This window comes from Paenibacillus sp. KN14-4R, from assembly GCF_052180255.1.
GTDB lineage: Bacteria > Bacillota > Bacilli > Paenibacillales > NBRC-103111 > Paenibacillus_AM.
This window is the reverse complement of the sequence record NZ_CP197466.1, coordinates 2008537-2030178: the sequence shown is the minus strand read 5'-3', so window position 1 is coordinate 2030178 and position 21642 is coordinate 2008537. Positions and strand designations below refer to the sequence as shown.

The window sequence follows — 21642 nt, the reverse complement described above, 5'->3', positions numbered from 1 at the left end:
CCCCCCTTTAATTGTAGGGTAGATCGGACTTAATCGTGCCATCTTCGATCGTAATGATCCGATTTGCCTGCTCAGCAACCCGCGGATCATGGGTAATTATCACTAAGGTTTGATTGTAGCGCTTAGCTGTGATCCGCAGTAACTCCATAATTTCACTGCTCTTTTTGCTATCTAAATTTCCAGTTGGCTCATCAGCCAGAATAAAAGAAGGTCTATGAATGAGCGCACGAGCGATCGATACACGCTGTTGTTGACCCCCTGAAAGGTCCGATGGATAAGCACGAATCTTATCTTGAATCCCGAGTAATGTAATAATGTCTTGAAAATAAGCCTGATCTACTTTTTCATGGTCCAGCAGTACAGGTAACTCAATGTTCTCTCTTACATTTAAGATCGGAACTAAGTTATACGCTTGAAAAATAAATCCAACCTTCCGTCTGCGAAATATGGCTAGTGATTCATCAGGTAGTGCATAAATGGGTTCTCCTTCAACTTCAACAATACCTGTTGTCGGTGTCTCCAATCCACCCATAATATGCAGCAGCGTACTCTTGCCAGAGCCTGAAGCACCCACAATTGCGACAACTTCTCCCTTTGAGATCGACAGTGTAATATCTCGTAAAGCCGTAACGACATTGTCTCCTTTTCCAAATACTTTACCCACATTGTCCAAGCGTATGACTTCCACAGGGCACCTCCCGCTCTTTTATGTAAAAAGGTTCATTTCGATCTATTCCTAACATATCCAATTGTAGATGAAGCACTCGTATCGTACCATAATTTCGGATGACGTTTGAAATGACAATTTTGTAAGAGATGGGTGGAGGAAGGAAAAGGCCTTTGAAATGTCGAATTTTCAAAGGCACTTTAGCTTATTGAAAATTCATGTTAGCCTGATGGAGACAATTCTATTAATTGTAAAATATAGTCATATTTACCATATATGGAGGTTTGTGATGGATCGAAGGTGGATTAGGATCTCAATTATTTTACTTTGTCTCTTACTCAGTACAGCAGCTTGTAGTTCGAACAAAAAAGTAATTTCAGAGGCTGATACAAAGCAGCTTTCACAGATTCGTACGAATATGGGATCAATTCTCTACGGCACGGATCAGAATTCAATCCAGCTTCTACTAAATCTCAGCCTTGCTCAGGTTGAAGGAGTTAAGATCACTTTTGAGAATGTCTCACCATTTGGACCAAGTCTCATGCTTGGAGAGGGCAACAGCCTGTTGAGTTTAGGAACGATCACAGATGAAATCATTATTCATCCTGTCAATAATGGTCTCCGACTCTGGTCACAAAATCCGATTCGGTTTCTCAACTATGGCAAGATCATGTTACTCACAATTATAGATGCTTCAACCAATGAGGTATTACTAAAGGAACAACTAACCTTCTAGCATAATCCTACCCCAAAGCTTGAAGAGACAGAGAGTTGTCTATGCCCTGAAAATTTCAACAGCGCTGGAAGGGTATAGACAACTCGCCGTCTCCCTACCAGCCTACTTCACATCACTCATATACTTGAACTGTTTCCGATACAAAAATGATGGCGACAGCTCCATCCCCAAGTTTCGGATTGTACATAATAACGGATTACTCCACTGCGATAAGTTGCCGATCGACCAAGCCATTTTGGTCAACACCCGTATTTTCATTAAGCGTTTCTGCTCAAATTGGAGGAACAACTCCTCAAGCGCCCTATCAGGATGGGCCTTAATCAGATTCATGAGAACCGCGGCATCTTCAAGCGCCTGACATGCTCCCTGCCCCATGTTCGGTGTAATTGGATGCGCTGCATCCCCAAGCAGCAAAATGTGTTCAAACGCGAATTTGTGCTTGGAAGGCAGATCCATAATGTCATTATGTACGATATCTTTCGGACGCGTGTTCTGAATGATCTCAGGAATCAATGCATGAAAATCACCAAAATGCATCATCAGCTCATTTACGCCAAATTGTTCAATTTGCTTTTCCGTATACGTACCATTTAGACACGCAAACCAATAAATCTGTCCACTAGCCAGAGGGCAAATACCAAATCTACCTTTTGTGCCTAATGTTTCGGACAATCCAATTCGGCTATCAAATGGCTGCTTAGCTGAAGTGACACCCTGCCAACACGTATATTTTGCAACCCGCACAGGGGGGGAAGGACGCAATTTACTTCGACAAAGAGAGCCAACCCCATCAGCAAATAAAGCATAATCAGCTTGAATGTTCGATTCATTCTTAAATTGTATCGTGACACCCTCCGAAGTTTGTTCAAAGTCCGTATAATCTGAATCCCATACAATCGTTCCTGGCTTCACTTGTTCATGCAAGATACGCAGTAAATCCAACCTATGAACCGCAAACATGGGCTCTGGCAGGAAAGAGAAGGATTGCGAAGATATGTGCTTGCCTTTATCTGAATAAATAGTAAACGCATCAAATGCCTTGCCGCACTTACGGACTTGCTCGCCAATCCCAAGCTGATCAAGTGCCCATAGTGCATTAGGTGCCAGAATAACTCCTGTAACCGGTTGCCTTGGACCCTCATTTTTTTCGTACAACTGCACATTCATGCCTTGGGCTTGTAACCCAATAGCAGCAGATAGGCCCGCAATTCCGCCCCCTATAATGACAAACTTATCTTTCATGAGCTTTACCCACTTTCATCCCCAATATGAAGCTATATACCCCTACTATATCTAGCTTGCTACATGGTTTCAGTGAGAAATATTATGATTATTCAGTTCAGATACTTTTCTTTTAACTTCCTCCATGATCCGCATTTTATTGTCCCAGCACTTTTGACTCAGATCGACGGGATATGCTTCAGGGTTGAGCGTCCGCTTGTATTCATCCCAGAGTAAATTCATATTATTTTTAGCGAAAAACTGAATATCTTGAATATCTGGCAGATCATAAACCAGCTTCCCATCCACATAGATGTCTGCCAGCAGCTTACGGGCCTCAAAATGGGTCACCCATTTACTTAACGAAGTATAAGTGGGATGGAACATTTTAATCCGCTCTTCTTCATTCGGATTCTCATCTGCCATCGCGAGATAATCGCCTTCTGTTCGATTGTTCATCTTATTGATAATGCGATATAACGTTTTCATCCCGGGTGTGGATACTTTTTCTGGATTTCCTGAAATCTTAATTGTATCAATCATTTGACCTTGATCGTCCTCAATGGCTACTAACTTATATACCGCGCCCAATGCTGGCTGATCATAGGCTGTAATAAGCTTCGTCCCGATCCCCCACACATCAATTTGAGCCCCCTGCATGCGTAAATTCATAATTGTTCCTTCATCCAGATCATTCGAAGCAATAATATGCGTTTCTGTGAATCCAGCTTGATCCAGCATCCGACGCGCTTCTTTAGATAAATACGCAAGATCACCACTATCCAACCGAATCCCAACAAACCGGATACGGTCTCCCAGCTCCTGCGCCACGCGTATCGCATTGGGTACACCTGACTTCAACGTATCGTATGTATCTACAAGAAAAACGCAATCGCGATGACGACGTGCATAAGCGTGAAAAGCAGTATAATCATCCCCATATGCCTGCACGAGCGAATGAGCATGAGTACCCGCAACAGGAATGCCGAATTTTTTACCTGCTCTAACATTGCTTGTCGCATCGAATCCACCAATATAAGCAGCTCTCGTCCCCCAAATCGCCGCATCCATCTCATGTGCCCGCCGTGTCCCAAATTCAATGGTTCGCTGATTGCCTACAACCTGCTTGATTCTTGAAGCTTTTGTGGCAATTAATGTTTGATAATTAATGATATTAAGTAGTGCAGTCTCCACAAGCTGAGCTTCTGCTAATCTCGCTTCTACTCGTACAATAGGCTCATTTGCAAATACAAGTTCGCCTTCACGCACGGATTGCAACGTCCCCGTAAAACTCATTGTACTCAGATAGTCTAAGAAATCTTCTGCATACCCCAGTTCATCTCTCAAGTAATCGAGATCACTTGCGCTAAACTTAAAAGCCTCCATATATTCAATAATCCGCTCAAGTCCAGCGAACACAGCATAACCGTTACCAAAGGGCATTTTGCGAAAGTAGCATTCGAACACCGCGCGACGATTGTGCATGTGATCCTCAAAGTACGACTCCGCCATATTGATCTGATATAAGTCTGTATGTAGGGTCGTGCTGTCATCTTTGTAAACGTTTCCCATTATATCATCCTACCTTTCCTATTTGAGCAGATCAAAGTAAAGATATTATGACCAATCTAACGAATTCCCATACACTTGAAGCCTTGAATAGTGCTATAATAGCAAAGGATTTTAAGATAACAGCCATGTCCGAGCAGACAAACTGCAGAAAGGTGATTCTATGAATGAGTATTTCTCATTTGCTTTACTATGTTTAACATCATTTTTTACACTAATTAATCCCCTAAGTGTCATGCCTATTTTCCTATCCATGACCTCCGATCTTGAAAGTGCAAGCCGGATTCGGACAGCCAAAAAATCTGTATTTGTAGCCTTTATTACGTTAGTCATTTTCGCCATAACAGGGCAACTATTATTTAAATTTTTCGCAATTTCCGTTAATAGCTTGAAAGTCGTTGGAGGAGTCATCTTCTTCTTAATGGGACAAGATATGCTCCAAGCTAGACTCGTAAAGCCGAAGGTAGCAGAATCTGAAAAGAAAAAGTATGTGAACGACATCTCTATTACTCCACTTGCGATTCCTATGATCTGCGGCCCTGGCGCAATAACGAACTCGATCGTCCTGATGGAGAGCACAAAATCCATAGGTGAAATTTTAATATTACTCGGCTCCATCCTTGCTATCTGCATTATTACATATGTGATCTTTGTTAATTCCTCTAAAATCATTCATATTCTCGGTGAAACAGGCAACAATGTGCTGATGCGCATTATGGGTCTTATCGTTATGGTCATCGCCGTTGAATTCTTAGTCAGTGGCCTTAAACCTATCATTCGAGACATTTTAAATATCAGTTAGTATAGAAAAAGAATCATTCTCTGATGAAGGAGAATGATTCTTTTTTTATGAATGATTTTCAATTAGGAAATCTTGTTACCCTCGCTCAAATCAAGCTCAAAAGCGCCGTTCGGGTTCATTTTCAAATGATAAATATGTTCGACAGCATCCAAATTTAGTGCGCCATAAATGTGTGGGTACTTCTGCCCCAAATCATACAAATCCTCGAAAACTACCTTTGCATGTACGCGATCTTCTGCAATTGCTAACAAGAGTAGGTCATCTTTCCCTTTATAAAAAGATTCCGCCACACCGATTACTTGATTCTGCGTGGAACAATGAATAAAGCCTTCTTCCGCAATACTTGCGGGTTCATAAATGTCTTTATCTTTCAAAAGGTTCCAATCTATCCTGCTAATAATATGAAAAATCATAGCTGTCACCCACTCCTTTCTTTGATTCTAGCATATGATATCCAAATGAGTAGATTCATTTGCACTCCATACAAAAATGGCGTAAAAATAACCCCCGCAGGATTATCTTTACGCCTGTCATTAACTAACTAATTAAAAACAACAAACTGTGCAGCTAATAATAACTAACAAAATGAAAAGTACCAAAATAGAACCCGTGGAAGTGCCACCCAATCCGAATACTCCAGACATATATCTCACCTCATCTTCAATGAATATTCATTACAAAACCATCATATGTAATGAACTCCATGAAGGCATGGATGATTGTAATGGAACATGAAAATCCATCTATATTTTATGCAAGTGTCTACTCTTGTATGGTTTTTTTGCGGAATTTAGCCAAAAATTCATACACAATTGGGACAATAACTAGTGTTAGTAAAGTCGAGCTGATCAAGCCGCCGATTACGGTAACGGCCAACCCTTTAGAGATCATACCCGCACTTTCGAATCCGAAGGCAAGCGGCAATAATGCTCCAATAGTTGCAAGTGCTGTCATCAGAATTGGACGCAAACGTGTTGCCCCTGCTTCCAATAATGCTTCTCTCGTAGACATGCCTTCCTGCTCTTTGTGACGTACACGGTCAATGAGTACAATCGCATTCGTTACAACGATCCCAATTAACATCAATGCTCCCATCATACCGGATACATCCAGTGTTTCACCTGCAATTAGGAGCGCAACTAATCCCCCAATTATAGCAAACGGAAGAGAGAATAAGATGGCAAATGGCGCAAGTGCTCCACCAAAGGTTAGGACAAGTACAAAGTATACAACCGCGACTGCTGCTGCCATCGCAAGCCCTAACTGTGTAAAGGTCTCATTTATTTGTTGCGTCACACCGCCAAATTTCACTTCTATACTTCCTGGCTTTTGAATGTCATCCACTTTCTTCTGTAAATCGGAAGAAACCTTAGCAATGTCAGTTTTGGTAATATTCGCTTTCACATCAACGACCATTTTGCCATTTTTACGTGTGATGGAATTTGGTGAAGTCCCTTTTTCCACATTCGCAACATCTTTAAGCGCTACTTCCATACCAAGTGGAGACTTCAACTTGACGTTCTCTATGTCACTGATTGTCTTATAGACTGTTTTATCTGCTTCGATAAATACTTTATAGGTCTTACCATCCACTTCAACCTGAGTTAAAGTTGGACGCTCGTGCACAGGGCTAAGTGCCATGGCCATTTGACCTGCTGTTAGTCCAAGCTTGCTTAACTTCGCTTGATCAGCAACAAGTGTATATTGCTCATAAGATTTGGACAAGCTCGTCTCGACCTTTTCAAATGAGTCATCCTTTTTCATCATCTCTACAATTTGGTCTACAACAGGCGTTATTTGTTTAGCGTCATCGCCATACACACTAAGGCTGAACTTACTGCCGCCCATGCCGCCCATATCCTGCATTTCACCCCATTCACCAACATTTACTTTCTCTTTCAAGCTGTTGATGAGGTCCTTCTTCTCTTGGTCGAAGTTCTTCGTGTCGGATTTATATTGAATATAGAAAAGAGCTGATTTATTTGGTCCCGGACTTAGTGGATTTGCTCCACCAACCGAGTATTGCATGTTGCTGACATTCTTTTGCGCTAGAATAACTTGTTCGGCATCAAGAGCATGTTTCTCCACATCTTGAACACGATCCCCAGGAGCTGGCTTATACGTCACCATAACGTACTTGTCTTCCTGCTGGGGCATGAAACTCACGCCAATGATTGGAATCAAGAATAAGCTGCCTACTAACATCGCAACAGCTATTCCCAATGTGATCCATTTATGATTCAATGCTTTCTTTAGCACACGCTGATACCATCCGGCGAGTTTACCCGGTTTATCATCATGCTTCACTTTGGCAGCGTTCAATCCCTTACGGAACATCGTATGTCCAAGCATCGGAACGAGCGTAATTGCAACAAGTAGGGATGCTAAAAGCGAGAATACCATGGTAAGCGCGAACGGTGTGAACAGCTCCCCTACCATCCCACTCACTAGACTAAGCGGAAGGAATACAGCAATTGTCACAATAGTGGAAGAGAATATCGGAGCGAACATCTCACGTGTTGCTTCACGAATCAATTCTTTCCCGCGCAGCTTCTCGCCTGTAAGCGACATGCGTCTGTATATATTTTCAATAACAACGATCGAGTCATCCACAACCCGCCCAATCGCAACCGTCATCGCACCCAGAGTCATCATATTTAGTGTAATGTTCAATTGCTTAAGGATTAAGAATGCGATTAACAAAGAGAGTGGAATCGATACAATCGAGATTAGTGTCATTCGGATATTGCGTAAGAACAACAAAATAATAAATACAGCGAATAAAGCACCGAATACAGCTTTGCTTAACATGGTGGATACGGAATTTTCAATTGGTTTTCCTTGATCCATCATCGTGATGAGCTGAATATCTTTGTGCTTGTCTTCAAACTTTTTCATTTCAGTTTTAACTGCATTTACGACGTCAACGGTATTGGCATCATTCGTCTTTACGATCTGAATTCCAATCGATTCTTTCCCGTTTGTACGAGACACAGATTCTGCTTTACCAACGACTTGGATATCCGCAATTTCTTGCAGTTTAACAGTTGGGATTCCATCTAATACAGGTGCACCGAGCTGTGCATTCCCCTGTCCTACAGGAATTTGCTGTTGTCCGTTTCCTTGACCAGGTGCCATTCCAGCACCTGCACCTGCCCCACCACCAGATGGAATAACAGGAATCGAAATATTTTTCAAATCATCCAGGGTTGTGACCTTACCATCAATAACAACCGTCTTATCGGATTGATCTAATTCGAACATGCCTAGTGGGACTTTGATCGCCGAACCTTGTACGATTCCTTTGACCGTGTCCTCACTTAAGCCTAAAGTTTTCATCTTGTCTTTATTATATTTAAGTTGAACTTCCTTCACATATTGACCTGCAACTTGAACCGAGGCAACACCTGGAATACCCTCAAGTGAAGGTTTTACACTTTCTTCCATCATTTTCGTTAGTTGTTCCAAATCTGTCCCGCCAGTAGCACTAATTGAAATAACCGGCATAGAGTTGATGGAGAACTTCGAAATATCCGCTTTCTTCACACCATCTGGAAGTTTCACTCCATCAAGTGCTTCACGCATTTCATTCATCGCAGCATCTAGATCGCGTCCATACTCATACTCCACAAAAATGGACGATACATTTTCCATCGAGGTGGCGGTATAATTCTTAATCCCTTGCACATTTTTCAATCGTTGTTCGATTGGTTTTGTTACATTTTCAACGACTGTATCTGGTGCTGCACCTGGATACACAGCCGTCACGCTTAAGAATGGCACATTAATATTCGGCAGTGTTTCCTGCTTCATATTTAGCCCTGCGTACAAGCCGGCCACCGTCACCATAATCGTTAAAAGCCACAGTGCAAACTTGTTGTTCAGTGAAAAATTAATAATTCCTCTCATTGATTCCCCTACCCTCTCCAAAGGCTTTATTTGTGCCTATCTAATGAGTACTACGTTTAATTCATTTAACATGTTTCGCAATTCAGAAATTTGACTTAAAATATTCATCATACCTATTAACATCACTCTTCGAGGCTGAAGCTCTTTCAGTTCATTTTCCAGCATCAATAGTGCTTGCAACGCATCCTCACGCTGCTGATCTTCAAGCTTCAATGCCTTAAGCGTATCTTTCATCTGTTTAATCATAACAAGTGGATGCGGTTTCACATTTTCCTCGGAAAGGTTTCGGCACATGAAATTAGACCACATTTCCTGCGTAACCAGAGGATGTGGGTTATCACGAACCATACCTTCCACAATGTAATCCAGCTGCTTGAGTAGAAAATGACTCACCGCTTGCGTCTCTAGTGTTACCTGATGGAATATCATTGTAGTTAGATAAGACATGACCATTCCGTCGAAAAGCATTGTAATATCGCAGGCATATGGTAGAATTGCTTCTCCATACAGATTGACAAGTTTCTTTTGCAGCAATTGCATAGACTCCTGCTTTTTTTGACTCAAAAACATCTGTACTTCCTGATTCGCATTGCCAATGTTCTCTCGCATCTGCATCATGATGAATTCACGCATTTCGAGGACAAGATTTAACTGGGTCTTGATAAGCTCAGCAACCCGCTCCTTCTCCGTGAGACTAACTTCCTCTTCAATTTCTTGAAACCGGTCATTTAGCATTTGAAAATGATATTTAAAAATGCTAAAGAGAAGCTCCTCCTTCGACTTGAAATGTACATACAGACTGCCCTTGGAAATTTTGCAAATCGTAGCTATTTCTTGCATCGACGTTTGCTGGTAGCCATTCATCGAGAACAGTTTCATTGCTGTGATTAAGATCTGCTCCTTTTTTTTCGAAACCTTATCAAGCAAAAATGATCGCACCTCCAAACTTCCAGAACTATTAAGTTCCGAAAGAGTACTCATGAGTCAAAATAATTATACGACAATCCATTTTAATATTCAAATAAAGGTAAATTGACTGATTTTCCCTCATAAAAAATAACAAGCGCCCCTCTCCCACGCGCCTGTTACTTTACATCACTTATAAAAATATCCATTTCAACCCATACTGGTTTACATGAGCCAAGTCAAATGCCAACAAGGAGATCCCATGACTATTTTTAAAACCGTACAAGTGACTTCTCTCGGGTTCCTCATCTGCTTCATGATGCTTCCCGTAAGTCTAGTTCGCGCCGAAGCAACTGATGTTACACCAATCTCTCAACCTGTAAGCGAAGCACTAAAGACTTTTAAGAACAAATTCCAACGCAAAGAGCTCACGCATCCCTACAACTTACCGTTTGCCATTACAAAAAGCATGGGTACAATTGAAGGTGATCAACTTGAGCTCGATTATGTGAATGATTCCTTGAAGCAGCGTTGTAAAATATTTATTCGACCTTTTAGCGGCAGCTCGATCTCTACAACCGATCAAACCGTCACCTTGCAGGACGGGACAAAAGCAATCGTCGAAGACCAACATATCTTTGATACGATCAAATTTGTAAAAGGCGGTTGGTCGTATCGTGTGACATTATTGAAAGATGACGCGCGTGATGCCGTGCAAGATTTAATTGCGATCGCCAATACGCTCTAGAAAGAGTTACTTTTGCACCTTACTTAAGCACCTAATACTTTCTCCAGAGCTTGAATAAAGGCCGTATTCTCCTCCATCGTACCAATCGAGACGCGAATGGTTTCTGGATAACCAAGTAAACTGCCAGAACGGACAATTACACCTTCAGCAAGCAGAGCTTGAAATACATCATTTCCCGAACGATTCAGATGAATCATCAAAAAGTTCGCATGCGATGGGAAGTGGGTTAAGCCTATACGCGTGATCTCTTGCTGAAGATACGTTCTTCCTTCGTCATTCAAACGGGCGCAGGAATTCACGAATTCCGTGTCATCCAGTGCAGCGATTGCAGCAGCTTGTGCTAATCGATTCGTATTGAATGGTTCTTTCACCTTCATTAAAGACTGCACGAGTGATGGATGCATAATACCGTATCCTATTCGCAGGGCAGCTAGACCATGGATTTTGGAAAAAGTGCGTAGTACGACGAGATTAGCGTATTGATGAAGATGAGGGAGAGTCTGCAAATAGTCGCTATCCTGCACGTACTCGTAATACGCCTCATCGATAACTAGAATGACATGTGGAGGAACCTTTTGTATAAAAGAGAATAACTCCTGCTCACCTACAATGGTACCTGTCGGGTTATTCGGATTACATACAAAGATCATTCTTGTCCGATGATTAATTGCACGAAGCATACCCTCAAGGTCATGTGCTCCATCAATGAGAGGGACTGTTACTGTCACCCCACCTTCAATCTGCACATTCGTCTCATAACGTGAAAAAGTAACATCCGCCATGATCGCTTCATCCCCTGCTCGAATGTAGCTGCGCGTCAAGAGATGAATAATCTCATCGGACCCGTTCCCTGTAATGATACACGCCTGATCTACGCCAAGTTTGCTTGCAAGTTTTTGTGTTAATTCAGGAGCCGTGCTTTCTGGGTATAGGGCAGTATGCGATAGTTCTAGAATAATCGCTTCTTTTGCAAGCGGGGAACAGCCATTCGGATTTTCATTGGAAGCAAGCTTGATGACATCTTGTAATCCAAGTTCTCTCTTTACTTCCTCGACTGGCTTGCCTGGGGTATAGATGCCAATATGCTCAATTTCTCTACGGGTTGGAATGCTATTTTTTGTGTGCACAATGAACAACCTCCTGATCGTATTTGGAATTAATTGTAAATAATGATTGGACTAACTGTAAAGCTCGCTTCTGTATGCTCTTTAACCTCTTCCAACGTTACCCCTAATTGAGTTTCAACCAAAACCATACCTTCTGGTGTAAAATCAAAAACCGCAAGTTCCGTAATTAATCGGTTCACTACTTTACTTCCTGTTAGTGGTAAGGTGCACGATTGTTTTATTTTCGACTCCCCATGCTTATTCACATGCTCCATGATAACAATGATGCGCTTTGCGCCACTTACTAGATCCATTGCACCGCCCATACCCTTAATCATCTTACCCGGAATCATCCAATTCGCTAAGTCACCTTGTTCAGACACTTCCATCCCACCTAGAATCGCAAGATCAATATGACCCCCACGAATCATTGCAAAGGACTGTGCACTGTCAAAATAAGACCCGCCAACCATCGTCGTTACCGTTTCCTTCCCAGCATTAATAAGATCAGGATCTTCGTTACCCTCGAATGGATATGGCCCAATCCCAAGCAGTCCATTCTCCGATTGGAGCATGACATTATAGCAAGGTGGAATTAAGCCGGCAATAAGTGTCGGCATACCAATCCCAAGGTTTACGTACATGCCATCCTTAATCTCCTGTACCGCCCGATTCACGATAGTAAGACGATCTTGACTCATATAGTATCTCCTCCGCTCTCCACTGCAACAGCACGTGGCAATACGGTACGCCGTTCAATTCGTTTCTCGTACTCCGTACCTAATACCACTCGCTGTACATAGATGCCTGGTGTATGGATATCGTCTGGGTTTAATTCACCTGCTTCAACAATTTCTTCAACCTCAGCAATCGTAATTCTCCCGGCTGTTGCAGCAATTGGATTGAAATTACGTGCCGTCTTGCGATAGATCAAATTGCCAAGCGTATCCGCCTTCCAGGCTTTCACTAGCGAAAAATCGCCTACAATTCCTTCTTCAAGGATGTAAGTTCGACCCTTAAATTCTTTATGTTCCTTCCCCTTGGCAACCTCAGTACCTACTCCTGTTGCGGTATAGAAACCAGGAATACCTGCTCCACCAGCACGTATACGCTCGGCAAGCGTACCTTGAGGAACTAATTCCACTTCCAGCTGTCCGCTTAGAAATTGCTGCTCAAAGATCTTGTTCTCCCCCACATAGGAAGAGATCATCTTCTTAATCTGATTATTCGCAAGTAACAAGCCAAGGCCCCAATCGTCCACTCCGCAATTGTTACTTACAATCGTTAAATCTCTGACACCTTTATCCCGCAATGCCATGATACTTTTCTCAGGGATGCCGCATAACCCGAATCCCCCAACAATTAAGGTAGCCCCATCCTGTATATCTGCAATCGCTGCCTCACAAGAGTTCATGATCTTACCTTGATTCAAGCTGAGCACCCCCTTTATTTACTCCTTAAGAGATTCTATTAACCTTTCACAATCCAGCTGTACATATAGTTTCCATCCTCATAGATCCGAGCCTTCTCCACAACATGAAGCGGTCGGAACGTATCGATCATAACGGCTAGTTCTAATGTTTCTTTTTTTCCAATGCTGTCTTCAATCTTACCTGGGTGTGGACCATGCGGAATACCAGATGGATGCAGTGTAATCGATCCCTCTTTTACTCCCTTACGGCTCATGAAGTTGCCTCTCACATAGTAGAGCACTTCATCACTGTCTACATTGCTGTGAAAATAAGGCGCTGGAATAGAATCCGGATGATAATCGTACATTCTCGGGACAAAGGAGCATATAACGAAGTTATTGCCTTCAAACGTTTGATGAATCGGAGGCGGCATATGAAGACGCCCTGTAATCGGTTCAAAATCACTAATATTGAAGATCCAAGGATACAAATAGCCATCCCAGCCTACAACATCAAGCGGATGATGATTAAAAATATGCTTATGCACATATCCTCTTGACTTCGTTCGAACTTCATATTCGCCTAACTCGGCATGTGTCTCTAAGTTTGCCGGTCCATGGAAGTCGCGTTCGCAAAACGGACTATGCTCCAAAAGTTGTCCTTGTTGATTCCGATAACGCTTGGGTGTCGTAATCCAGCTGTTCGTCTCCACAACAAGCATCTTCGATTCACCTGCATCAGGCAGCACCCGATATATCGTTCCAATTGGAATCATGATGTAGTCACCTGGCTTATAGTAAAGCGCACCGAACATCGTTTCTACTTTTCCTGTCCCTGCATGGACAAACAGCAGCTCATCTCCATCACTATTCCGATAATAATAATCCATTGCCTCGGTTGGATTGGCGACAGCGATCATGATATCCTCATTCCCAAGCATATAATGCCTTCCTGCTACCGCATCACCAGTTTCTGTACACTCGCCTGTTAAAAGATGACGATGGCGCAAGACGCCCTGATCTTCGTATGCATGCTCAACTTTAGCGTGAAGTTCAGCTCGGCTTACATCGGTTGGTGGATAGTGATGATACAGAATCGACTGATTACCTGAAAAGCCCTTTGTTCCCATTACTTGCTCACGATACAATGAGCCATCTTCCTTGCGAAATGTGGTATGCCTTTTCTTCGGGATCTCACCCATTTGACGGTAATAGGTCATTCTCAGATACTCCCTTCTTCCTAATCATTTCTTCACTTTGTTATGCAAACTACCTAAGCCTGTTATTGTAAGCTCAACATGATCATCGGGTTCCAACCACCGGTGAACTTCCTCACCCAGCTCTAGCAAGCACCCTGTACCCACTGTTCCAGAGCCAATGACATCCCCAGGATACAATGTCGCATCCTCAGATGCCCTGGCAATTAGCTCCCCAAAGCTATAATAAATCTCCCTTGCATTCCCTTGAGATAACTGCTTGCCGTTTACGTGAGCAGTCATGACTAAATCATACCGATCCCCTTGTCGGTAAGGTTCGAGTTCCTCTTTTGTAACAAGATAAGGTCCAAGCGACGTTGCAAAATCTTTCCCTTTTGCAGGACCAAGCCCAACCTTAACTTCTTGCTGCTGAATATCTCGTGCACTCCAATCATTCATGATGCAATATCCAAAAATATACGTATTTGCATCTTCTGCAGCGATATTTCGACCTTCTTTTCCAATGATACAAGCAATCTCCAACTCATAATCCAGCTTTCTGCTCTTAAGAGGGCGTTCAATCTCAGCATCAGGTCCCACAATGGCATGATGATTTGTAAAATAAAAAACTGGAATTTCATACCATTCCGGAATCATGTCTAGTCCTCGCCTGCTTCGCGCTGTCTTCACATGCTCCTCAAACGCATAGAAATCACGTACACTTGGCGGCTTCGGTATGGGTGCACACAATCTAATCTGATCAATATGGAAAATCGCGCCTGGCAGCTTTTGCTGTAGCACATTCAGATCTAAACCCTGAAGTGTCTGATCAAGCTCAAGTAATCTGGGCATATACAAAGCCGAATGCTGCAAGAAATCCAGCATCCGACTCGGTAATTGGCCTTTACTTAATACCTGCATATCTACAACAAAGCGATCATGAAGCCAACCACTGCGTTCTTCCTCTTGATGATTCATAAACGTGACAAACTTCATGTCATCAACCTCTCTTTGTTTCACGAACGCAAGACTACCTTTTTCTCTCCAAAATAAACGTATCTGTGCTTGCTCTTGAATACTCCTGCCCTGCCATCCGCCCAATCGGTTTAAGCTTAACCGTATCAATCTTTCCATCGTAATAGAGCTCATCGCTAATGTGTATGAGCACGACTTTACCAATGACAAGATTGCCAGCTCCAGGCTGATCACCGAACGACAACAACTCATGTAACTCGCATTCCAGATGGATTTTACTTTCAAGTACACGGTAGGGACGAACCTTCTCGCTTGCCGCTTTTGTAAGACCAGCCGCTTCAAACTCATCAACTTCAGGCGCATATTCTGTCGCGCATTCATTCACAGGTCCAGCTAAACTCTCGCTTACAATGTTCACGACGAACTGTTTCGTCGCCTCGATATTTCTCAGCGTGTCTTTTTTTACCCCATCTGTTCCCCGAAGCATAGGAGCGAAACAGATCATCATTGGACTTGCACATATGGGTGTAAAGAAGCTAAATGGCGCCAGATTTGATACTCCTTGTTCATCCATTGTTGAGACGAAAGCAATCGGACGAGGTAAAATGGAGCCAACCATTAATTTATTTGCATCTTTCCATTCCAGATCACTAGGTGATATTATCAAGCGTAATCTCTCCTTTTAGTTCCTCGTCCTGCAGTGTGTTATAGATTACCGCGGCGCTCTTGCTCACGCTCGATGGATTCGAATAATGCCTTAAAGTTGCCTTCACCAAAACCAATTGCACCTTTACGCTGGATAATTTCGAAGAATAAGGTTGGACGATCAACAATTGGTTTTGTGAATATTTGTAACAAATATCCTTCATCATCACGATCTACGAGGATTTTCAGTTCCTGCAATTTCGCGATGTCTTCGTCAATATGACCGACACGCTCACTTAACATTTCATAATAGGAATCTGGTGTGCTTAGAAAATCTACACCATTTTCTTTTAGTGAACGAACCGTTGCCACGATATCATCCGTAATTAGAGCAAGATGCTGAACACCCGCTCCATTGTAATATTCCAAGTACTCTTGAATTTGTGATTTCCGCTTTCCATTCGCAGGCTCATTAATAGGAAACTTAATTCTTCCTCCGTTAAACATGACCTTGGACATAAGTGCCGAGTACTCTGTACTAATGTCTTCATCATCAAAATGAATCATTTGACTAAAGCCCATTACTTTCTCATAATAGGACACCCATTCTTCCATCGATTCGACATTTCCTACAACATGATCGACACCAATAAGTCCTGTTGTTTCGTAAGGGATATTTTGCTCGATCGGCTCATATCCTGGCCAGAATAATCCATTGTAGTTATCACGCTCGATCAACGTATGAATCGTATCTCCATAAGTTGCAATAATCGCTTTCTTCACCGTTCCATGCACAGGATCTACTGTTGTTACTGGCTCCATGATCCCAATTCCACCACGCGCAATCGCATCGTTGTAAGCCTTTTCAACATCTTGTACACGAAGTGCAATATCTTTGATTCCATCGCCATGCAATTTTACAAACGCTGCAACTGGATGTTGATCTGACAATGAACCTGTAATGACAAAACGAATTTTATTTTGCTCCAAAACGTAAGATACTTGCTCCCGATTGCCCGTCTCAAGACCCGAGTATGCAATTGGACGAAATCCGAATGTTTTTACAAAATAATACATCGTTTGTTTTGCATTACCGACGTAATACTCAATGTAATCAATATCCTGAATCGGAAAAACTTCTTGCGCGGAGTGCGCAGCCAACTGTTGTTTTTGCATATATAACCCTCCATTACAATATATTGGAATACTTCTAGATTCAGTATATTTCATAACATTAAAGGTGACAAAAACGCGCTCAACCGCGGACACTCAGGAATCCATTGACGCTTTTTTGCAATGAAGAATGTTGCCACTTTTTTAATTATTTGTTACATCACAGAAGGATTCGCTTACCTCTTTGTCAAAGAAAATAGTAGACTTAAGTTCCGTCTGGAGTGATTGGCCTATGCCGCTCAAAAAAATGAATGATGCTTCTATTGAACAATTGTTTGAACTCATTGTTGCCGTTAAAGACCTGGATGAGTGCTACGCATTTTTTGAAGACTTATGTACATTTAAGGAAATTCAATCGATGGCGCAGCGCTGCGAGGTTGCCAAATTACTGCTTCAAGGACGAACTTACTTGGAGATTGAAGCAGATACTGGCGCCAGCACTGCCATCATCTCTCGCGTTAAACGTTGCTTGAGTGAAGGAAACGGCAGTATTTCGACACTACTGGAGAGAACTGGCATGTAGGCTTCACAAATTAGACGTTGGAGCTACTTAGCTGCTGCGTCTTATTTTTAATTATCAGATTTCAATGAAATTGAAGGGTTCAAAGGAATTATTTCGTCTAAAAGAAGTGGTCTCTTAAAAATGAAACATTTGGAAATCAGGGGACTGGCTAATTTTGCACATAATAGGAAGAAGTGAATGTTCTTCGGAAAGGTGGACTACCCTTATATGACACGCTCCAAAAAATTCTCGTTCCGAGCTGAGTTTATTTTACTTGCACTTCTCCTATTTATTATTGAATTTGTTAGAGGTGCATTTCTCGTCTCATTTTTACCCGTATACGGGGTTAAAGAATTAGGTTTTTCGCTCACCATTATCGGCGTTGCTGTTTCTGTCCATTATGTCGTCGATACAGCTGTGAAATTATTCGCAGGCTTCTTCTTGGATCGGTTCTCTATGAAGCTTGTCGTCATCGTCGGTCTCATTATCTCACTTGCCGGTTTAGTTCTCCTATCCAATCCCTCTAAAGAATGGATCCTCGTTCTCGCATCCGCTCTGTTTGGTGTGGGGATTACGCCGTTATGGCTGGTCTGCTTAACGCGTGTAACGGAAGAGAACCGGGCACAACAAATGGGTGCACTATATACTGTCTGGTTAATTGGCTTAGGATCTGGACCCGTTGTCATCAACCTATTCATTGACCGAGGGTTCGTGCTTACATATTGGATTCTCGTTGGGCTCTGGGGAGTATGTACCTTCCTGTCGCTATGGATGCCAAAGCTTGAAGGAGCTACCCTTCCCAAATCACTTCCCATGCGTAAACAGGTTGAACTATTATGGCAACGACTGCGTACAATGAAATTAATGCTACCAGGTATGATTCTTCAAACTGCCGCTGCGGGTATGCTTGTCCCGATCCTGCCTAACTTTGCATCTCATGTACTTGGACTGAGTTACACCCAGTATTCATATTTACTTACGGCAGGTGGTGCGATGACCGTTCTTCTCCTCGTCCCTATGGGTAAATTATCGGATCGCTTAGGGAAAAAATGGTTTCTCGTTCTCGGTTTTGGCGGATTTTCCATAGGATTAATGTGTTTGACCTTTTCCGGAAGTTTAATCACTTCTATTCTGTTAGCTGGATTCATAGGATTATCATACTCAGCCGTACTTCCATCTTGGAATGCACTGCTTGCACATCATGTACCTAAAGAGCAACAAGGTATGGGGTGGGGACTCTTTTCCAGTATTGAAGGGATTGGTGTAATCATTGGTCCGATTATTGGGGGATGGATTGCGCAGCATTTTAGTGATACATTAACTATAGTAGTTAGTTCCCTCTTATTAGGAGGTATCGCCATCTTCTATCTCGTTTTATCCACTCGCTTTTACCAAGACGTTAAGCCAAACAATTTAACGAAAAGAGATCATGCCAATGAGTAGATACATTATAGGAACCGCACTTGTTTTCACTTTTTATGCGATTATCCCTACACTAATTATTCGCTTATTCGGATATCGCTCGATCCATCAAGGCGCAACCCATCAAGACGGTGGCATTGCACTTACTTTCGATGATGGACCCGATCCGAAATACACGGCTGAGTTATTAGATTTGTTAAAAGAAAATAATGCAAAAGCCACATTTTTTGTTCTGGGGAAAAAGGCCGCTCAGTATCCCGAATTAATTGAACGTATTCACAAAGAAGGTCATCAAATCGGGATTCATAATTACGTGCATTTCGCCAATCCGTTCATGGCCCCATGGAAAGTTCGTAAGCAAATACGAGATACGGCAGACCGCGTGGAACAAATTACGGGTGTGAGACCCGTTTACTATCGACCCCCATGGGGTGTGTTCAATGTCTTCGACCTCTTCTTACCTAAATCAGTGAAATTTGTGCTGTGGTCGGTCATGTCAGAAGATTGGCGATGCCGCGGTGGTGAGGACAAAATTTATCAGCGCATGCTTAGCAATCTTCAAAGAGGAAGTATCTTGCTGCTGCATGATAGCGGGGATACGTTCGGCGCTGAGCCAGATGCTCCCAAGTACATGTTACGTGCACTGAAATCATTCATGGATCATACACTAGCCCAAGGATATACTTACGTCAGGGTGGATGAGATGATGCGAGTTGTTGAGAAAGAACAGATGAAACTAAAAGTATCCAAAAAACTTCTCATCCAATCATGGTTTGTTTGGGAAAAAGTTTGGCATACTGTCTTTCAGTTTAAGGCGGTCGACCAAGGCAAGTCGATATTTCATTATCGGGTGACAACCTACAGTGGAGATACCATCTACTTCGAAGAAGGCGGACACATTCGCTCAGGTGATCAAGTCGTTGAAATTCATTTTGACAATCACATGTTGTATGATTTAGCACTTCATAGTCGATCCAATATGCATCTCGCGGTTCAAATGGTTCATAAAATCCAAGCCGGTCTACCTGAGCTTATGGATCGTATTTATAACGACATTGAATGCAAATATGTCAAAGGCTTGTACGGCATTACCATGATACACCGTGGCAGTAGGAAACTTGGATTTAAAGTACATGATTTACCCAAAGGTTTGTTCGCTTCAATCACCAAACGTTATCTCAAATTGCTATTATATGTCTTGCATCCTGATGGTAAGGAACGGTTAAAAATACGCAATGAGATGCTGATTCCGAAAATTGTTGTCATGTCTTCTGAGTATTTTAAAAAGAAATACCCCATGCCACATGATGCACTTAACCTACAGCAACCAAGCAATCTCAACTATTCTCCACCGCTCTCGTTAGATTAGAAAAAGCACGGCGATTATGCCGTGCTTTTTATATTTCATTTTTACAGAAGAATAAGAACTTAACTTTCCCACTTTCTAAATAAATTCTGTATTCGCATCTGTATGTTCAAAGCATAAGTTAACTGTGCGTACCACTGCTCGCGTCCGATGAACAACACCTGCTGGGATTGTGATCTGATCATAAGCCTTAAGCGAGACCGTTTCCTGCTCTTGAAAATCGATGAACAGTTCACCTTCTAGCACGATGAACAATTCATCCGATGTCGGATGGAAATGCCACAGGTATTCCCCTTCAATGACAGCTAGACGTAAGCAGCTTTCATTCACATGGCTCACGACAAAATTCCGATACGTCTCTTCAACACGATTACTCATAGCTAATAAGTTCGATTTCTCAAGTGGTTGTAAATTCTCGTTCATCTTGATTCTCCCCTCTAAAATAAAGAGATTACCCCACAACTTATGGAGTAACCTCTCTGCTCGCATTGTTACTTTGTAAGTATGTTTTTCACTCGGCCCACTTGACCATCCGCTAGTCTTACTTTGATACCATGAGGATGATTAGGGGAATTCGTTAAAATATCTTTTACAATGCCACGTGTTAATTTGCCTGTTCGCTGGTCTTGCTTAAGTACGATATCCACTTCAATTCCAGGTTTGATACTACTTCGCTGTTGTCCGTTCATCTGTGCCTCCGTGTTTCTTTTGTCCCTTTAAGCCTAACATAAAAGAGACATAAAGCCTAACAGATTAAACGAAGTAACGATGGTTAAGAATATCAAGATGATGGAGCTCATGGCCTGCAATGATGTAAGCGAGCGCGCGAACAGAAACAATGGCATTACTCGCAGTACCAGTACGGCTCCAAGCCTCATCTGCTAAGCCTGCGTAAAGTGCAATTGTACTTTTACGAATCGTAACAAGTTCGTCCACCAAACTTTCAAGTGAGCGGTCGTTAAAGTTTCCATTTGCCACATAATCATCTTCGAACATCGATGGTAAATGCGTTTGATCTCCTCTTGAGAATCGAAGCGCTCTGTAACTCATAACGCGCTCCACATCTCCTATATGACCCATCACTTCTTTTGTCGTCCATTTGCCCGGCTCATATCGAAAATAGGCTTGTTCAGCCGTCGTAGCTAACAAAATCTGGGCTGTTTTTTCAATTTGCTGTTCCAATTGAGCTAGAATATCTCCCTCTGGGACAAGCTTGATATATGTATCGTAGTAGTGCGCATATTCATTGGATGCTGGGCGTACTTGATTAATCCCCATCATTAACATC

Annotated in this window: 23 protein-coding genes; 6 read left to right on the top strand and 17 right to left on the bottom strand. The window is 42.4% G+C overall.

Annotated features, from left to right (window positions below):
• Positions 1–7 precede the first annotated feature (7 nt).
• Positions 8–688, bottom strand: a complete 681-nt coding sequence (locus ACSBOP_RS09590) for an ABC transporter ATP-binding protein (RefSeq protein ID WP_442604185.1) — start codon at positions 686–688, stop codon at positions 8–10.
• Between the two features lie 268 nt (positions 689–956).
• Between ACSBOP_RS09590 and ACSBOP_RS09585 the strand changes: the two genes are divergently transcribed.
• Entirely contained in the window at positions 957–1403 is a 447-nt protein-coding gene (locus ACSBOP_RS09585) for a hypothetical protein (protein ID WP_442604184.1), read from the top strand.
• A 102-nt stretch (positions 1404–1505) separates the two neighbouring features.
• Here ACSBOP_RS09585 and ACSBOP_RS09580 read toward each other — a convergent pair whose 3' ends face one another.
• Together ACSBOP_RS09580 and ACSBOP_RS09575 are read right to left on the bottom strand one after the other, a co-directional pair.
• Entirely contained in the window at positions 1506–2645 is a 1140-nt protein-coding gene (locus ACSBOP_RS09580; protein WP_442604183.1) for an FAD-dependent oxidoreductase, read from the bottom strand.
• A gap of 69 nt (positions 2646–2714) precedes the next feature.
• A complete protein-coding gene (locus tag ACSBOP_RS09575; RefSeq protein ID WP_442604182.1) occupies positions 2715–4196 on the bottom strand; it encodes a nicotinate phosphoribosyltransferase in 1482 nt (493 codons plus the stop codon).
• Between the two features lie 160 nt (positions 4197–4356).
• Here ACSBOP_RS09575 and ACSBOP_RS09570 point away from each other — a divergent pair, with 160 nt between their 5' ends.
• Positions 4357–4995, top strand: a complete 639-nt coding sequence (locus ACSBOP_RS09570) for a MarC family protein (protein WP_442604181.1) — start codon at positions 4357–4359, stop codon at positions 4993–4995.
• 62 nt (positions 4996–5057) lie between these two features.
• On the opposite strand, the gene ACSBOP_RS09565 is transcribed toward ACSBOP_RS09570, so the two are convergent.
• From ACSBOP_RS09565 to ACSBOP_RS09550, 4 genes are all read right to left on the bottom strand, one after another.
• A complete protein-coding gene (locus ACSBOP_RS09565; protein WP_442604180.1) occupies positions 5058–5408 on the bottom strand; it encodes a DUF952 domain-containing protein in 351 nt (116 codons plus the stop codon).
• Between the two features lie 132 nt (positions 5409–5540).
• On the bottom strand, positions 5541–5639 hold the full coding sequence (locus ACSBOP_RS09560) for a YjcZ family sporulation protein (RefSeq protein ID WP_442604179.1): 99 nt from the start codon (positions 5637–5639) through the stop codon (positions 5541–5543).
• 118 nt (positions 5640–5757) lie between these two features.
• Positions 5758–8904, bottom strand: a complete 3147-nt coding sequence (locus ACSBOP_RS09555; RefSeq protein ID WP_442604178.1) for an efflux RND transporter permease subunit — start codon at positions 8902–8904, stop codon at positions 5758–5760.
• Between the two features lie 36 nt (positions 8905–8940).
• The gene (locus ACSBOP_RS09550) at positions 8941–9831 is read right to left on the bottom strand and encodes a TetR/AcrR family transcriptional regulator (protein WP_442604177.1); all 891 of its coding nucleotides are present in this window, start codon (positions 9829–9831) and stop codon (positions 8941–8943) included.
• 241 nt (positions 9832–10072) lie between these two features.
• On the opposite strand from ACSBOP_RS09550, the gene ACSBOP_RS09545 reads away from it, so the two are divergent.
• A complete protein-coding gene (locus ACSBOP_RS09545; RefSeq protein WP_442604176.1) occupies positions 10073–10558 on the top strand; it encodes a hypothetical protein in 486 nt (161 codons plus the stop codon).
• A gap of 23 nt (positions 10559–10581) precedes the next feature.
• Here ACSBOP_RS09545 and hisC read toward each other — a convergent pair whose 3' ends face one another.
• Genes hisC through hppD form a run of 7 tightly spaced genes read right to left on the bottom strand, consistent with a single transcriptional unit; the run spans position 10582 to position 17067 of the window.
• Positions 10582–11685, bottom strand: a complete 1104-nt coding sequence (gene hisC, locus ACSBOP_RS09540; RefSeq protein WP_442604175.1) for a histidinol-phosphate transaminase — start codon at positions 11683–11685, stop codon at positions 10582–10584.
• Positions 11686–11714: 29 nt separating this feature from the next.
• Positions 11715–12365 carry a CoA transferase subunit B gene (locus tag ACSBOP_RS09535; protein WP_442604174.1) on the bottom strand — a complete coding sequence of 217 codons (651 nt, stop codon included), beginning with the start codon at positions 12363–12365 and terminating at the stop codon, positions 11715–11717.
• A complete protein-coding gene (locus ACSBOP_RS09530) occupies positions 12362–13078 on the bottom strand; it encodes a CoA transferase subunit A (RefSeq protein ID WP_442604431.1) in 717 nt (238 codons plus the stop codon). The genes ACSBOP_RS09535 and ACSBOP_RS09530 overlap by 4 nt, the downstream gene beginning before the upstream one ends.
• Positions 13079–13134: 56 nt before the next feature.
• Positions 13135–14295 (bottom strand): homogentisate 1,2-dioxygenase, encoded by a 1161-nt coding sequence (locus tag ACSBOP_RS09525; protein WP_442604173.1) that lies wholly within the window; start codon positions 14293–14295, stop codon positions 13135–13137.
• Positions 14296–14319: 24 nt separating this feature from the next.
• Positions 14320–15267, bottom strand: a complete 948-nt coding sequence (locus ACSBOP_RS09520; RefSeq protein WP_442604172.1) for a fumarylacetoacetate hydrolase family protein — start codon at positions 15265–15267, stop codon at positions 14320–14322.
• A gap of 34 nt (positions 15268–15301) precedes the next feature.
• The gene (locus ACSBOP_RS09515) at positions 15302–15913 is read right to left on the bottom strand and encodes a flavin reductase family protein (protein ID WP_442604171.1); all 612 of its coding nucleotides are present in this window, start codon (positions 15911–15913) and stop codon (positions 15302–15304) included.
• Positions 15914–15951: 38 nt separating this feature from the next.
• Entirely contained in the window at positions 15952–17067 is a 1116-nt protein-coding gene (gene hppD / locus ACSBOP_RS09510) for a 4-hydroxyphenylpyruvate dioxygenase (protein ID WP_442604170.1), read from the bottom strand.
• Positions 17068–17296: 229 nt separating this feature from the next.
• On the opposite strand from hppD, the gene ACSBOP_RS09505 reads away from it, so the two are divergent.
• The 3 genes from ACSBOP_RS09505 to ACSBOP_RS09495 all read left to right on the top strand — a co-directional run bounded on the left by ACSBOP_RS09505 (position 17297) and on the right by ACSBOP_RS09495 (position 20357).
• Complete coding sequence (locus ACSBOP_RS09505) at positions 17297–17587, top strand: YerC/YecD family TrpR-related protein (RefSeq protein WP_442604169.1); 291 nt, start codon at positions 17297–17299, stop codon at positions 17585–17587.
• Between the two features lie 207 nt (positions 17588–17794).
• A complete protein-coding gene (locus ACSBOP_RS09500; protein WP_442604168.1) occupies positions 17795–19009 on the top strand; it encodes an MFS transporter in 1215 nt (404 codons plus the stop codon).
• Positions 19002–20357, top strand: coding sequence for a polysaccharide deacetylase family protein (locus ACSBOP_RS09495; RefSeq protein ID WP_442604167.1), 1356 nt, complete (start codon positions 19002–19004; stop codon positions 20355–20357). Before ACSBOP_RS09500 ends, ACSBOP_RS09495 begins: the two co-directional genes overlap by 8 nt.
• A 75-nt stretch (positions 20358–20432) precedes the next feature.
• Here the strand turns inward: ACSBOP_RS09495 and ACSBOP_RS09490 are convergent, their stop codons facing one another.
• The 3 genes from ACSBOP_RS09490 to ACSBOP_RS09480 all read right to left on the bottom strand — a co-directional run bounded on the left by ACSBOP_RS09490 (position 20433) and on the right by ACSBOP_RS09480 (position 21635).
• Complete coding sequence (locus ACSBOP_RS09490) at positions 20433–20777, bottom strand: cupin domain-containing protein (RefSeq protein WP_442604166.1); 345 nt, start codon at positions 20775–20777, stop codon at positions 20433–20435.
• A gap of 68 nt (positions 20778–20845) precedes the next feature.
• Complete coding sequence (locus ACSBOP_RS09485; protein WP_442604165.1) at positions 20846–21043, bottom strand: YwbE family protein; 198 nt, start codon at positions 21041–21043, stop codon at positions 20846–20848.
• A gap of 64 nt (positions 21044–21107) precedes the next feature.
• Positions 21108–21635, bottom strand: a complete 528-nt coding sequence (locus ACSBOP_RS09480; protein WP_442604164.1) for a DinB family protein — start codon at positions 21633–21635, stop codon at positions 21108–21110.
• Between the last annotated feature and the right edge of the window lie 7 nt (positions 21636–21642).

Bases quoted from the DNA above. Each gene is read 5' to 3' on its own strand.
- ACSBOP_RS09520 (WP_442604172.1), bottom strand. From the start codon at position 15,267: ATGAAGTTTGTCACGTTTATGAATCATCAAGAGGAAGAACGCAGTGGT.
- ACSBOP_RS09485 (WP_442604165.1), bottom strand. From the start codon at position 21,043: ATGAACGGACAACAGCGAAGTAGTATCAAACCTGGAATTGAAGTGGAT.
- ACSBOP_RS09585 (WP_442604184.1), top strand. From the start codon at position 957: ATGGATCGAAGGTGGATTAGGATCTCAATTATTTTACTTTGTCTCTTA.
- ACSBOP_RS09480 (WP_442604164.1), bottom strand. From the start codon at position 21,635: ATGATGGGGATTAATCAAGTACGCCCAGCATCCAATGAATATGCGCAC.
- ACSBOP_RS09535 (WP_442604174.1), bottom strand. From the start codon at position 12,365: ATGAGTCAAGATCGTCTTACTATCGTGAATCGGGCGGTACAGGAGATT.
- ACSBOP_RS09490 (WP_442604166.1), bottom strand. From the start codon at position 20,777: ATGAACGAGAATTTACAACCACTTGAGAAATCGAACTTATTAGCTATG.
- ACSBOP_RS09545 (WP_442604176.1), top strand. From the start codon at position 10,073: ATGACTATTTTTAAAACCGTACAAGTGACTTCTCTCGGGTTCCTCATC.
- ACSBOP_RS09505 (WP_442604169.1), top strand. From the start codon at position 17,297: ATGCCGCTCAAAAAAATGAATGATGCTTCTATTGAACAATTGTTTGAA.
- hppD (WP_442604170.1), bottom strand. From the start codon at position 17,067: ATGCAAAAACAACAGTTGGCTGCGCACTCCGCGCAAGAAGTTTTTCCG.
- ACSBOP_RS09500 (WP_442604168.1), top strand. From the start codon at position 17,795: ATGACACGCTCCAAAAAATTCTCGTTCCGAGCTGAGTTTATTTTACTT.
- ACSBOP_RS09525 (WP_442604173.1), bottom strand. From the start codon at position 14,295: ATGACCTATTACCGTCAAATGGGTGAGATCCCGAAGAAAAGGCATACC.
- ACSBOP_RS09560 (WP_442604179.1), bottom strand. From the start codon at position 5,639: ATGTCTGGAGTATTCGGATTGGGTGGCACTTCCACGGGTTCTATTTTG.
- ACSBOP_RS09530 (WP_442604431.1), bottom strand. From the start codon at position 13,078: ATGAACTCTTGTGAGGCAGCGATTGCAGATATACAGGATGGGGCTACC.
- ACSBOP_RS09570 (WP_442604181.1), top strand. From the start codon at position 4,357: ATGAATGAGTATTTCTCATTTGCTTTACTATGTTTAACATCATTTTTT.
- ACSBOP_RS09555 (WP_442604178.1), bottom strand. From the start codon at position 8,904: ATGAGAGGAATTATTAATTTTTCACTGAACAACAAGTTTGCACTGTGG.
- ACSBOP_RS09575 (WP_442604182.1), bottom strand. From the start codon at position 4,196: ATGGGAAACGTTTACAAAGATGACAGCACGACCCTACATACAGACTTA.
- ACSBOP_RS09495 (WP_442604167.1), top strand. From the start codon at position 19,002: ATGAGTAGATACATTATAGGAACCGCACTTGTTTTCACTTTTTATGCG.
- ACSBOP_RS09565 (WP_442604180.1), bottom strand. From the start codon at position 5,408: ATGATTTTTCATATTATTAGCAGGATAGATTGGAACCTTTTGAAAGAT.
- ACSBOP_RS09580 (WP_442604183.1), bottom strand. From the start codon at position 2,645: ATGAAAGATAAGTTTGTCATTATAGGGGGCGGAATTGCGGGCCTATCT.